Here is a 12,391-nt window from a genome sequence, read left to right on the forward strand (position 1 = left end):
TATTCGCAGCCATAGCAGGCTTCCGGGCTTGCCCTTGAAAAATCGAGCGTTTACCGAATCGAAACTATGGATGCGATGTGGCAGGGGCGATCCCCGAAGGAGTATGGCGACCAATGAGCGGATTGGAAACAGCCATCCGGAATGCCCTGGAGCGTTCTGACCGGGCCAATGCCGAATCACGGGCACGGGTTTATCAGTCCGCCCGACAGGCCCTGGAAACCGGATTGCGCAAGCAGAATGTCGAAGATCCCGAAGCGATCAATCACCAGCGGCGGCGCCTGGAAGCGCTGATCCACGCAATCGAGCTCGAAGAACGCGCACGCCTCGACATGCGCGTCGAGCCACCGGTCCCCACGGTTCAGCCTCAGTCATCCGCCGCGCCGGACGTTACAGTTGAAGGTCCGGCCGCGTCGCGTGTCGCGGGCGATCGTCAGACTGGCCGCGTCGAGCCGGGCTTTGCCGCCGATCCCGTCGAGCATGCCCCGCCGGTCGATCCGGTGGCCGACCGCGAACCCGCTTTCGATGAGGATCTGCGATCATCAAAGCCGGACAGTCGCGAGGCGCATCTCGCCGATGAAGGGCCGGTCCCGGACATGCGTTCCGAACGGGCCGTTCAGCCGCGGCGCAAACGCCGTGGCGGTGTGGCGCGCCTGATGATTTTCACCATTTTCCTTGCAGCACTCGGCATCGGCGCTTGGTGGGTCTATACGTCGGGTCTGCTGCTGACAGCGGCCGAGCGCGACACCAGCGTTCCCAATCCGCCGCCGCGCGCCGAGGAAGAGGATTTTTCCGGTACGCCGGCGCCGGCTGAAGGTCCGCAGGGGCCGCAGGCCATCGACACCCGTGGCGGCTTCACCGACGACTGGATCGGCGTGTTCGCCCCGGACCAGATCTCCGCTTTGCATCCCCGCGCCAATGCCACCGTGGATATGGTGACGGCGAGCGACGGGACCGCAGCCCGCATCGTCTCGCGCAGTGGCGATGCCGAAGGTGCCGTGGAGATCACGGTGCCGGTGAATGTGTTGCGTGAGCTCGCCGGCCGCACCTCGACGATTGCCCTGACGGTCCAATCCCCGGACGACAACCCGGTGCAGATCTCGGTGGAATGCGATTTCCCACGGATGGGCGACTGCCCGCGCCATCGCTTTACCGTCAATCCGCAAAAGCTCGACGCGCTGTTCCGCGTCACTTTCGACAGCGGCATGGCACCTTCGACACCGGGCAAGTTGATCGTCAACGCCGATCTGTCGGGCAAGGGGCGCGGGCTTAACCTCTACGCCGTGCGCGTTCTGCCGGGACAGTGATCGTCCCGGCGGGTAAATGGGCTGAGAGGCGGGGGAGGCTTCTCAGTCGAGAAAGCCCGGGCCGCTGCCGATGATCTTCTTGTCCAGCTTGCCGATCTTGTCCTTGTCTTTGCCCTCGTAGTCCAGAGACAGAAGGATATGGCGGATCAGGTTCAGCCGTGCCCGGCGCTTGTCGTTGGCATGCAGCACCGTCCAGGGAGCCCGCTCCGTATGGGTTTCTTTCAACATACGGTCGCGCTTCTGGGTGTAGTCGTCCCACTTGTGCAGGGCGGCGATGTCCATGGGTGACAGCTTCCAGCATTTCAGCGGATCATGTGCCCGATCGTGAAAGCGCTTGAGCTGCATTTCCTGCCCGGTATCCAGCCAGAACTTGAAGAAGTGGATGCCTTCCTGCTCGATCAGCTTCTCGAAGCGCGGTGCCTGCTTCAGGAAGGCTTCGTATTGCTCCGGCGTGCAAAAGTTCATCACCGGCTCGACCCCGGCGCGATTATACCAGGACCGATCGAAGAGCACGAATTCTCCGGCGGTGGGGAAATGCGAGACATAGCGCTGGAAATACCATTGTCCCTTTTCCGTTTCTGTCGGCTTGGTCAGTGCGACGACACGGGCGGAGCGCGGGTTCATGTAAGCGAGGGTGGCGCTGATCGCACCGCCCTTTCCGGCGGCATCCCGGCCTTCGAACAGCGCCATGACGCGCTGTCCCGTCTTCTGCATCCAGAACTGCACCTTCACCAGTTCGATCTGCAACTGGGTCAGTTCCTCGACATAGTCCTTTTCCGAGAGCTTCTTGTCATAGGGAAAGCCGCCGGACTTCAGTGCCGCGTCCTCGATCCAATCCGGCAGGTCTGGCAGGTCGATGTCGAAGATCCGCTCCTTGCCGCGGATCTTCAAGGTGACGGCACGGCTCTGGCTTTGCGTATCCATGGTCTTCCTCCGGCTCCACTGGCCCTGTTTGTCCTTGATAATTGAGCGCATGCGAAGATAGAGCGCAAGGCCGGCATCCAAGATGGAGCGCAACAGGATGTCGGCGGGGATAAAGCGCCGCCCGCCATGGCAGGCCACCGGAACTTCTGTCATGAATCACCTTTATCAGGCTTGGCATGGGTGAAGCGCGAGGTGCGTTGCAGGTGGCAGAAAACGGTGAGAGCAGCGGCTGGCGCCGCCCCATGAGGCATTTGCTCTCGCGCTGGCTGGCGATCGTCGGTTCTGCGCTGATGGCCGTGGCGGCCTGGTACTCGGGCGCGGCGGCAGGATATGCCCTTGTGCTCTTCGTGCTGCTGGTCGGCCTCGTCATCGTGGTCGACCCGCGCGCCGAAGATGATGGCGGCCCAACGATTGCCAGCCTGCAGCCAGCCATGCCCGTCGATCCGCTGCCCTCGATCCGCGCTGCAATCGAGGCGCTCGACATGCCGGTGATCGTGATGGGCGCGCAGGCGGACCTGCTTGCCCAGAACGCGGCGGCCGAGCGTGCCTTCGGTGATCTCGGCGAGGGCCAGCATGTCTCCGCCCGCTGGCGTTCTCCCGGTATCCTCGACATGATCCGGGAGACGATCGAGACGGCAACCCCCAATCAGATCGAGCATTCGGAGCGGCTACCGTCGGAGCGTGTGTATATCGTGCGCGTGGCACCTGTGGAGGCTGACGGGCGCCCTCTGTATCTCCTCTCCTTCCGCGACATTTCCGAACTGCGCCGGCTCGACCGGATGCGCAGCGATTTCGTCGCGAACGCCAGCCACGAATTGCGCACCCCGCTCGCCTCCTTGCGCGGCTTCATTGAGACCATGCAGGGGCCGGCGAAAGATGATGCCAAGGCCAAGGAGCGCTTCCTGGCCATCATGCTCGATCAGGCCAACCGCATGAGCCGTCTCGTCGACGATCTCCTGTCGCTGTCGCGCCTCGAACTCAAGGCGCATCTGCCGCCTGATCAGATGGTCGACCTGAAGCCGGTGCTCGGTCATGTCCGGGACAGTCTTGCCCCCCTGGCCGCAGATCTCGGTGTCGAGATCCGGCTCGATCTGCCGGAGGGAAAGGTCGAGGTGATGGGCGAGCGCGACGAACTGGTCGAGGTCTTCGAGAACCTGATGGAGAATGCCTGCAAATACGGCCAGGAAGGCAAGTTTGTCGACGTGGTCTTGCGCCGCGAGCCTGGCCTGGGCACGGAAGTTCGCGTCCGAGACCACGGGCCGGGCATTCCGGCCGAACATGTTCCTCGCCTGACGGAGCGTTTCTATCGGGTCAATGTAGAGGACAGTCGCTCGAAAAAGGGGACGGGTCTCGGTCTTGCGATCGTCAAGCACATTCTCACGCGCCACCGCGCCCGCCTGATCGTGAAGTCGGAACTGGGCGTCGGCAGCGAGTTTACCGTCCGATTTTGACATAAAACTCTGCTCTGACATGACTGCGTTGAAAAACAGATAGTTTTTTCAATGAGATGAGGTGTCACAAATGTTTCATCCAACTGACATAAAAGCGTGAGCTGAGAGCCGCTATGAAGCAGCTGCCGGAGCTTGGCAGACGCCGCTCGGCCGCAAAGACACACAAGCCCATTCCGGGAGATGATTATGACCGCTCTGAAACTTTCCCTCGCTGCCTTGGCGGCCACCGTGGCCTTCGCCGGCGCAGCAGTCGCCCGCGACCAGATCCAGATCGCTGGCTCCTCCACCGTTCTGCCCTACGCATCGATCGTTGCCGAAGCCTTCGGCGAAAACTTCGACTTCGGCACGCCGGTTGTTGAAGGTGGCGGCTCTGGCGCCGGCCGCAAGAAGCTCTGCGAAGGCGTGGGCGAGAACACCATCGACATCGCAAACTCCTCGTCGCGCATCAGCAAGTCTGACATCGAACTCTGCAAGACCAACGGTGTGAACGACATCCAGGAAGTTCGCATCGGTTACGACGGCATCGTCTTCGCCTCTGAAATCAGCGGCCCGGAATATGCCTTCACCGCAGCTGACTGGCACAGCGCCCTTGCAGCTCAGGTCGTCAAGGACGGCAAGCTGGTCGACAACCCGTACAAGAACTGGAACGAGATCCGCGCCGACCTGCCGGCGCAGCCGATCCTCGCCTTCATCCCGGGCACCAAGCACGGCACCCGCGAAGTCTTCGACGTGAAGGTCATCGAAGCCGGCTGCGAAAAGGACGGCACGCTGGAAGCTCTGCTCGCCGCCAACAATGGCGACAAGGATGCTGCCAAGAAGGCTTGCAACGCTCTGCGCACCGATGGCGTCTCGGTTGACATCGACGGCGACTATCCGGAAACGCTGGCTCGCATCGCGGCCAACAAGAACGCCATCGGCGTCTTCGGCCTGTCCTTCTACCAGAACAACACCGACAAGCTGCGTGTTGCCACCATGGAAGGCGTCGTTCCGTCGGTTGAAACCATCGCCAAGGGCGAATACCCGGTTTCGCGTCCGCTCTACTTCTACGTCAAGAACGCTCACCTCGACGTTATCCCGGGTCTCCAGGAATACGTAGAGTTCTTCGTTTCTGACGAAATCGCCGGCCCGAACGGTCCGCTCGCAGCTTACGGTCTGGTTTCGGATCCGGAGCTGGCCAAGACGCAGGCAGCCGTCAAGGCTCGCACGCCGATGGCGCCGCTGAACTAAGGCTCGATCTGACCGGCGGCACATCAGTGCCGCCGGTTTTCGTTTCCGAAGGCATGGCGGGGCAAAATGGACGTTAGTATCATCATCCTGGGCGTATTGGCCCTTGCGGCGATCGGTTACGCGCTGGGACGCCGACGGGCGATGTCCCTCTCGGCCGAACGCGGCAGAAAGCTGCATTCTCTTCCCGGTTTCTACGGCCAGACGGTCGCCCTGATTACCGCCGTCCCGGCGCTGATCCTGCTGATGCTCTGGCTGACCCTGCAGCATCCCATCATCGACGCTCGCATCAGCGGCATGATCACGGATGCGTCTGTCCCGCAAGGCGGCGCACACAGCCTCGTGATGGCGGATGTCCGCCGCATCGGCGACGGCCTCGCCGTGCTGCGGGAAGCCGATGCGAAGGCCGGTGCCGACGTCGACATCAAGGCGCTGGACGCAGACAATATTCGCAGCCGTCTTGCCGCCGCTGGCATTGCGCTCGGTGCGGACGTTCCGGCGGAAGTCTTCGAGGCGGCCAAGGCCTACCGTGCCGATATCGATTTCAGCCAGTTGCTGATGACCATCGCGGTCTTCGCGCTCGCCATTGGCGCCTTGCCGCTTGCCTATATCCGCATCGACCCCGAACTGCGTGCCCGCAACATCAGCGAGAGCTTCGTGAAGGCGATCCTGATGATCTCCTCGCTGGTGGCGATCATGACCACGGTCGGCATCGTCGGTTCGCTGGTTGTCGAGACCTACGTCTTCTTCACCATCTACCCGGCGCAGGACTTCTTCTTCTCGACGGTCTGGAACCCGCAGTTCCGCGGTGGCTCCGACCTCGGCATTCTGCCGCTTCTCTGGGGCACCTTCTACGTCTCGCTGATCTCGCTGATCATTGCCGTTCCGATCGGCCTGATGATCGCGGTGTTCCTGTCGGAATATGCCGGTCCGAAGACCCGCAGCATCGTCAAGCCAGCGATCGAAATGCTGGCCGGTATCCCGACCATCGTCTACGGTCTCTTCGCACTCGTGACGGTCGGTCCTTTCCTGCGCGACTGGCTCGCCCAGCCCATGGGTCTCGGAAGCTCGTCCTCCTCCGTTCTGACCGCCGGCCTGGTCATGGGCGTGATGATCATCCCCTTCGTTTCCTCGCTGTCGGACGACATCATCAATGCCGTTCCCCAGGCGCTGCGTGACGGCTCCTATGCGCTGGGTTCCACCCAGTCGGAAACCATCAAGCAGGTGGTCCTGCCAGCCGCCCTTCCGGGTATTGTCGGCGCCGTCTTGCTCGCCGCCAGCCGCGCGATCGGTGAGACCATGATCGTCGTGCTCGGGGCAGGGGCCTCGGCCAAGCTCGATCTCAATCCTTTCGAGGCGATGACGACGGTGACGGTCAAGATCGTCAGCCAGCTGACGGGCGACACCGAATTTGCAAGCCCCGAGACCCTGGTCGCCTTCGCGCTCGGCCTCACCCTTTTCGTCATCACGCTCCTCCTGAACGTGATCGCCCTCTACATTGTCCGTAAGTACCGGGAGCAGTACGAATGACCGACCTCACCGCATTCGGAGCCCCCGCTGCAAAGGGGCAGGCCAAGTCTCTTCTGAGCGTCGACGAACGGACCCGCAAGCGCAATGCCGCCGAAGCCCGCTTCCGCCTGCTCGGCAAGGCCGCTGTCGCCTTCGGCATCATCGCGCTCGTCGGCCTGCTGGCATCGATCCTGACCAACGGCTTGTCATCCTTCCAGCAGACCTACATCACGATCGACGTCTATCTGGATCCGGCCAAGCTCGATCCTTCTGGCACCGGTGATCGCGCCGCCATCGCGAAGGTATCCACCTTCGGCTACGCGCCGCTCATCGAAAAGGCACTCGGTGACACGATCGCTGCCAAGGGGCTCGCCGCCGAGGGCCTTACGCCCAAGTCCGTGGCAGAACTCGTCTCCAAGGACGCCCCGGCCAACCTGCGCAACTATGTGCTGGCCGACCCGTCGGTCATCGGCAAGACGGTCTCCTTTGACCTGCTCGCAGCCGGCCGTATCGACGGCTACTACAAGGGCCGCGTAACGATGGAGAGCGCCAAGCTCGATCGCAACATTTCGCCTGAGCAACTGGTTCTCGCCGACACGCTGAAGCAGGCCGGTATTCTGGTGACGAAGTTCAACTGGTCCTTCTTCACCTCGGCGGACGCCTCGGACACACGTCCGGAAGCCGCCGGCCTTGGCGTGGCTATCATCGGCTCGGCCTATATGATGCTGATCGTCCTGGCATTGTCGCTGCCGATCGGTGTCGCCACCTCGATCTACCTCGAAGAGTTCGCGCCGCAGAACTGGTTCACCGATCTCATCGAGGTCAACATCGCCAACCTTGCGGCCGTTCCTTCGATCGTCTTCGGTATCCTCGGTCTTGCCGTGCTGATCAACTTCGCCGGTCTGCCGCAATCGGCGCCGATCGTGGGCGGTCTGGTCCTGACCCTCATGACGCTGCCCACCATCATCATCGCCACCCGGTCTGCGCTGAAGGCCGTACCGCCCTCGATCCGCGATGCCGCCCTCGGCGTCGGTGCTTCGAAGATGCAGTCGATCTTCCACCATGTGCTGCCGCTCGCCATGCCGGGCATCCTGACCGGTGCGATCATCGGTCTCGCCCGTGCGCTCGGCGAAACGGCTCCGCTGCTCCTGATCGGCATGGTCGCCTTCGTCAAGGAATTCCCCGCCGGTCCGCCGGATGGTTTCTTCCAGCCCGCCTCGGCTTTGCCGGTGCAGGTCTACAACTGGACCCAGCGCGGTGACCCGGCTTTCGTGGAGCGCGCCTCCGGTGCCATCATCGTCCTGCTGGTCTTCCTGATCCTGATGAACCTGGTCGCAATCATTCTGCGTCGCCGCTTTGAGCGCCGTTGGTAAGGGGGTGTATGATGATGAACAATCTCTCGACAAAGATGACGACGACGAAAGCACCGACAATGACTGAATCCAAGATTACCGCACGCGACGTGCAGGTTTACTACGGCGAGAAGCAGGCCCTGCGCGACGTGAACATCGAGATCCGTCCGCGCTCGGTGACCGCCTTTATCGGCCCATCGGGCTGCGGCAAGTCGACCTTCCTGCGCTGCATCAACCGGATGAACGACACGATCGCCAGCTGCCGCGTCGAGGGCAACATCCTGATCGATGCCGAAAACATCTACGACGCCAAGGTCGATCCGGTGCAGCTGCGCGCCAAGGTGGGCATGGTCTTCCAGAAGCCGAACCCGTTCCCGAAGTCGATCTACGAGAACGTCGCCTACGGTCCGCGCATCCATGGCCTGGCCAAGAACAAGGCCGATCTCGACGAGATCGTTTCGACCGCCCTGCAGAAGGCCGGCCTCTGGAACGAAGTCAAGGATCGCCTGGATGCGGCCGGTACCGGTCTTTCCGGTGGCCAGCAGCAGCGTCTCTGCATCGCCCGTGCCGTCGCCGTCAGCCCGGAAGTCATCCTCATGGACGAACCCTGCTCGGCACTCGATCCGATCGCGACCGCCAAAGTCGAGGAACTGATCCACGAACTGCGCGAGAACTACACGATCGTGATCGTCACCCACTCGATGCAGCAGGCCGCCCGCGTCTCCCAGCGCACGGCCATGTTCCATCTGGGCGAACTCGTCGAAGAAAACGACACGGACAAGATGTTCACCAACCCGGACGATCAGCGCACGCAAGACTACATCATGGGCCGCTTCGGCTGAGCGATCTCAGCGCATACCCTGGCTCTCTTTACAATCAAGGATCTGGCTTATGGCTTCCTCACACATCTATTCGGCCTTCGACGAGGAACTGAAATTTCTGATGCGCCGCATCTCCGAGATGGGCGGTCTGGCGGAACAGATGGTCGCCGAAAGCGTGCGCTCGCTGGTCAATTCCGACGCCGCCCTTGCACAGAAGGTGATCTCCGACGACGTCATCATGGACTCGATGGAGAAGGAAATCGGCGAGAAGGCCGTTGTCACCATCGCCAAGCGTCAGCCGGTCGCCTCCGACCTTCGTGAAATCATCGGCGCCCTGCGCATTGCCTCCGACCTCGAACGCGTCGGCGATCTCGGCAAGAGCAACTCCAAGCGCGTTGTGGCCATCCAGGCGACGGGCGTTCCGCGCAAGCTCGCCCGCGGCCTCGAGCATCTGTCCGATCTGGCCCTTGCCCAGCTCAAGGAAGTGCTCGACGTCTACACGACCCGCTCTGCCGAAAAGGCCAAGTCGATCCGCGACCGCGACGAGGAGATCGATGCGATCTACACCTCGCTGTTCCGCGAATTGTTGACCTACATGATGGAAGATCCGCGCAACATCACCAGCTGCACGCATCTTCTCTTCTGCGCCAAGAACATCGAGCGCATCGGCGACCACGCGACCAACATCGCCGAGACCATCTACTACATGACAACAGGTGCGCCGCCGGAAGGCGAACGGCCGAAGGAAGACCTGACGTCTTCCGTCGGTGCGATCACCGAATGAGCCTTGGCCACAGCGAGGTGATGGTCTGATGCAGCCGAAGATTGCCGTGGTGGAAGACGAGGAGGCGCTGAGCGTCCTCCTGCGCTACAATCTGGAATCGGAAGGATATGAGGTCGAAACGATCCTGCGCGGCGACGAGGCCGAGATCCGTCTGCAGGAACGGGTGCCGGACCTGCTGATCCTCGACTGGATGCTGCCGGGCGTCTCGGGCATTGAGCTGTGCCGCCGCCTGCGCGTCCGGCCGGAAACGGAGCGCCTGCCGATCATCATGCTGACGGCACGGGGCGAGGAAAGCGAACGGGTCAGGGGTCTTGCGACCGGCGCCGACGACTATGTCGTCAAGCCCTTCTCGACACCGGAACTGATGGCGCGCGTCAAGGCGATGCTGCGTCGGGCCAAGCCGGAAGTGCTGTCGAGTGTCCTGCGCTGTGGTGACATCGAGCTCGACCGGGAAACCCACCGCGTCCATCGCAAGAGCCGCGAAGTCCGTCTCGGCCCGACCGAGTTCCGCCTCCTGGAATTCCTGATGACCTCGCCCGGCCGGGTGTTCTCGCGCTCGCAACTGCTCGACGGCGTCTGGGGCCACGACATCTATGTCGACGAACGCACCGTCGACGTGCATGTCGGGCGGCTGCGCAAGGCGCTGAATTTCTCCAACATGCAGGATGTCATCCGGACCGTTCGAGGTGCGGGTTATTCAATGGAAGCCTGAAGCTTCAATCACTTGACGCAAACGAAAGGGCCGCACGGATCATCCGTTGCGGCCCTTTCGTTTGGCGCATGGCCCAAAGAAAACGGGCCCCGAAGGACCCATCCAAAATCTGTGTGATCGTCCGCTCGTCTTAACGAGCGGCCTTGCGGCGGTCGCTGACCGGCTGGTAGGCGAGCTTCGCATGATAGGTGCAATAGGGCGAGGCGTCGCTGATTTCGCAACCACAAAAATGGAAATCGTCCTTCATCGGATCGCCGATCGGCCACTTGCAGGTGCGCTCAGTGAGCTCCGTCAGCGCCAGGCGGCGCGAGATCGGCACGACGACGTTCAGCGGACGGCTGACTTCGACTTCCTGGAAGGTCTCGACCTCGATCTCTTCCTTGAGAAGGGTCGCGCCGGCCGCACGTGTCACGGTCCGGGTAGCGGTTGCTGCCGGGCGAGCCTGGAAGTTCGCCGGACGCTGGGGTGCGGCGGTGCGCTTGGCAGGACGCGCTGCTGAGGAGCTGCCGCCGGCCTTCGCACGACCAGGCAGGTTCAGCCGGTGCACTTTACCAATCACCGCGTTTCGACTTACGCCACCCAACTGTGCTGCAATCTGGCTTGCGCTCAGGCCTTCGGCCCAGAGACGCTTGAGTTTTTCAACCCGCTCATCAGTCCAATTCATGCCATACTTCTCCGCCGCTCGCGTGTGTCATGGCAGAATCCGTCACCGTTGCTTCGAACGAATTCGAAACAAAACCGCCTCGTAACTGTCGGTGATCACTTCCGCCGCATGCAATCTCTTAATGAAATTTAACCTAGAGGTCGGCCGACTCTGTGACAAGAGTCGCCGGAATCATCTGGAATCGATTTTCCGGTTTTCCCCAACTTGCTTCCCGAGTGAGTCAAGTATGCAACAGGTGGAATCGCCTTCCGGCACTCGCGTGCGTCGAAAGCCGGATTTTGTGCCGGACCGCCGAGATCCCGCAAGTTTCGTTGACATTGCAGGGTTAAATGCAGATAGTGCCGACGCCGCCGCAAGGCGGCATTTTTAATTGTTTCGGGCCCGCCGGGCTCGGTCCCGTCGAAAGCACGGGCATGCAGAAGGAATGCAATCGCCATGGCAGACGCTACGCCGCTCTATCAGACCTACAATCGGGCGCCCCTGCGTTTCGAGCGAGGCGAGGGCGTGTGGCTGATCACCGAGACCGGTGAGCGCTATCTCGATTTTGCAGCCGGTGTCGCCGTGACTTCGGTCGGCCATGGTAACCCGCATGTGGTCGGCGCACTCAAGGACCAGGCTGACAAGGTCTGGCACCTGTCGAACCTCTATGAAGTGCCGGGTCAGGAGAAGCTGGCCAAGCGCCTGACGGACGTCACCTTCGCCGACCGCGTCTTCTTCACCAATTCGGGTGCCGAGGCGCTGGAATGCGCGATCAAGACCGCTCGCCGCTACCATTTCGCCAAGGGGCATCCGGAGAAGTTCCACATCATCACGATGGAAGGCGCTTTCCACGGACGCACCATCGCGACGATCGCGGCGGGTGGCCAGGAAAAGTATCTGGAAGGTTTCGGTCCCAAGGCGCCCGGCTTTGACCAGGTCCCGTTCGGTGATCTCGATGCCGTCAAGGCCGCCATCACCGAAGCGACGGCCGGTATCCTGGTCGAGCCCGTGCAGGGGGAAGGTGGCATCCGGCCGATCCCGGTCGAGATGCTGAAGGCCCTGCGCGCGATTTGCGATGAGCACGGTCTGCTTTTGATCCTCGATGAAGTGCAGTGCGGCGTCGGCCGGACCGGCAAGCTGTTTGCCCATGAATGGGCCGGCATCACGCCCGACCTAATGGCGGTGGCCAAGGGCATCGGCGGCGGTTTCCCGGTTGGCGCCTGCCTGGCGACCGAAGAGGCCGCCTACGGCATGAAGCCCGGCACCCACGGCTCCACCTATGGCGGCAACCCGCTCGCCATGGCGGTCGGCAATGCCGTGCTCGACGTCGTGCTGGCCGAGGGCTTCCTCGACCATGTCCGGGATGTGGCGCTTGTCTTCCGTCAGGGGCTGGCGTCGCTCAGCGATCGCTATCCCGATGTCATTGAGGAGGTCCGCGGTGAAGGCCTGATGCTCGGCATGAAGGCTAAGGTGCCCAACACCGAGCTACTGATGGCGATGCGGGACGAGCATCTGCTTGGCGTTCCCGCCGGCGATAACGTCATCCGCCTGCTGCCGCCGCTCACGGTCAGCGCCGCCGAGGCCCGCGAGGGCATCGCCCGCATCGAGCGCGCCGCGGAACAGATCCGGGCCAAGACCGCAGTAACCGCGTAAGGTCAAGACAGGTA

At 62.3% G+C, this 12,391-nt stretch carries 11 protein-coding genes; 9 read left to right on the plus strand and 2 right to left on the minus strand.

The window, feature by feature from the left end:
* The first annotated feature begins 113 nt into the window (after nt 1–113).
* Nucleotides 114–1,304 carry a hypothetical protein gene (locus ACT53S_RS02075; protein ID WP_476065755.1) on the plus strand — a complete coding sequence of 397 codons (1,191 nt, stop codon included), beginning with the start codon at nt 114–116 and terminating at the stop codon, nt 1,302–1,304.
* A 42-nt stretch (nt 1,305–1,346) separates the two neighbouring features.
* On the opposite strand, the gene ppk2 is transcribed toward ACT53S_RS02075, so the two are convergent.
* Complete coding sequence (gene ppk2, locus ACT53S_RS02080; protein ID WP_142073875.1) at nt 1,347–2,228, minus strand: polyphosphate kinase 2; 882 nt, start codon at nt 2,226–2,228, stop codon at nt 1,347–1,349.
* Nucleotides 2,229–2,470: 242 nt separating this feature from the next.
* On the opposite strand from ppk2, the gene phoR reads away from it, so the two are divergent.
* The 7 genes from phoR (at nt 2,471) to phoB (ending at nt 10,081) form a co-directional block, all read left to right on the plus strand.
* Entirely contained in the window at nt 2,471–3,679 is a 1,209-nt protein-coding gene (phoR, locus tag ACT53S_RS02085) for a phosphate regulon sensor histidine kinase PhoR (protein ID WP_476065756.1), read from the plus strand.
* A gap of 186 nt (nt 3,680–3,865) precedes the next feature.
* A complete protein-coding gene (locus ACT53S_RS02090; RefSeq protein WP_113377063.1) occupies nt 3,866–4,906 on the plus strand; it encodes a substrate-binding domain-containing protein in 1,041 nt (346 codons plus the stop codon).
* Nucleotides 4,907–4,972: 66 nt separating this feature from the next.
* Nucleotides 4,973–6,433 (plus strand): phosphate ABC transporter permease subunit PstC, encoded by a 1,461-nt coding sequence (pstC, locus tag ACT53S_RS02095; protein WP_476065757.1) that lies wholly within the window; start codon nt 4,973–4,975, stop codon nt 6,431–6,433.
* A complete protein-coding gene (pstA, locus tag ACT53S_RS02100; protein ID WP_142073680.1) occupies nt 6,430–7,785 on the plus strand; it encodes a phosphate ABC transporter permease PstA in 1,356 nt (451 codons plus the stop codon). The genes pstC and pstA overlap by 4 nt, the downstream gene beginning before the upstream one ends.
* Nucleotides 7,786–7,820: 35 nt before the next feature.
* Nucleotides 7,821–8,606 carry a phosphate ABC transporter ATP-binding protein PstB gene (pstB, locus tag ACT53S_RS02105; RefSeq protein ID WP_476066619.1) on the plus strand — a complete coding sequence of 262 codons (786 nt, stop codon included), beginning with the start codon at nt 7,821–7,823 and terminating at the stop codon, nt 8,604–8,606.
* A gap of 49 nt (nt 8,607–8,655) precedes the next feature.
* Nucleotides 8,656–9,369: a phosphate signaling complex protein PhoU gene (gene phoU, locus ACT53S_RS02110; RefSeq protein ID WP_113377067.1), complete on the plus strand. Its 714-nt coding sequence runs from the start codon at nt 8,656–8,658 to the stop codon at nt 9,367–9,369.
* A gap of 28 nt (nt 9,370–9,397) precedes the next feature.
* On the plus strand, nt 9,398–10,081 hold the full coding sequence (gene phoB, locus ACT53S_RS02115) for a phosphate regulon transcriptional regulator PhoB (protein WP_062276616.1): 684 nt from the start codon (nt 9,398–9,400) through the stop codon (nt 10,079–10,081).
* Between the two features lie 130 nt (nt 10,082–10,211).
* Here phoB and ACT53S_RS02120 read toward each other — a convergent pair whose 3' ends face one another.
* Nucleotides 10,212–10,745: a GcrA family cell cycle regulator gene (locus ACT53S_RS02120; RefSeq protein ID WP_476065758.1), complete on the minus strand. Its 534-nt coding sequence runs from the start codon at nt 10,743–10,745 to the stop codon at nt 10,212–10,214.
* A 435-nt stretch (nt 10,746–11,180) separates the two neighbouring features.
* Here ACT53S_RS02120 and ACT53S_RS02125 point away from each other — a divergent pair, with 435 nt between their 5' ends.
* The gene (locus ACT53S_RS02125) at nt 11,181–12,377 is read left to right on the plus strand and encodes an acetylornithine transaminase (protein ID WP_476065759.1); all 1,197 of its coding nucleotides are present in this window, start codon (nt 11,181–11,183) and stop codon (nt 12,375–12,377) included.
* Nucleotides 12,378–12,391: the final 14 nt, after the last annotated feature.

The sequence above is a fragment of the Allorhizobium sp. DMC15 genome (genome assembly GCF_056314065.1).

What these genes read in the sequence shown, in the direction of transcription:
- ACT53S_RS02075 (WP_476065755.1), top strand. Translation starts at nt 114, where the DNA reads ATGAGCGGATTGGAAACAGCCATCCGGAATGCCCTGGAGCGTTCTGAC.
- ppk2 (WP_142073875.1), bottom strand. Translation starts at nt 2,228, where the DNA reads ATGGATACGCAAAGCCAGAGCCGTGCCGTCACCTTGAAGATCCGCGGC.
- phoR (WP_476065756.1), top strand. Translation starts at nt 2,471, where the DNA reads ATGAGGCATTTGCTCTCGCGCTGGCTGGCGATCGTCGGTTCTGCGCTG.
- ACT53S_RS02090 (WP_113377063.1), top strand. Translation starts at nt 3,866, where the DNA reads ATGACCGCTCTGAAACTTTCCCTCGCTGCCTTGGCGGCCACCGTGGCC.
- pstC (WP_476065757.1), top strand. Translation starts at nt 4,973, where the DNA reads ATGGACGTTAGTATCATCATCCTGGGCGTATTGGCCCTTGCGGCGATC.
- pstA (WP_142073680.1), top strand. Translation starts at nt 6,430, where the DNA reads ATGACCGACCTCACCGCATTCGGAGCCCCCGCTGCAAAGGGGCAGGCC.
- pstB (WP_476066619.1), top strand. Translation starts at nt 7,821, where the DNA reads ATGACGACGACGAAAGCACCGACAATGACTGAATCCAAGATTACCGCA.
- phoU (WP_113377067.1), top strand. Translation starts at nt 8,656, where the DNA reads ATGGCTTCCTCACACATCTATTCGGCCTTCGACGAGGAACTGAAATTT.
- phoB (WP_062276616.1), top strand. Translation starts at nt 9,398, where the DNA reads ATGCAGCCGAAGATTGCCGTGGTGGAAGACGAGGAGGCGCTGAGCGTC.
- ACT53S_RS02120 (WP_476065758.1), bottom strand. Translation starts at nt 10,745, where the DNA reads ATGAATTGGACTGATGAGCGGGTTGAAAAACTCAAGCGTCTCTGGGCC.
- ACT53S_RS02125 (WP_476065759.1), top strand. Translation starts at nt 11,181, where the DNA reads ATGGCAGACGCTACGCCGCTCTATCAGACCTACAATCGGGCGCCCCTG.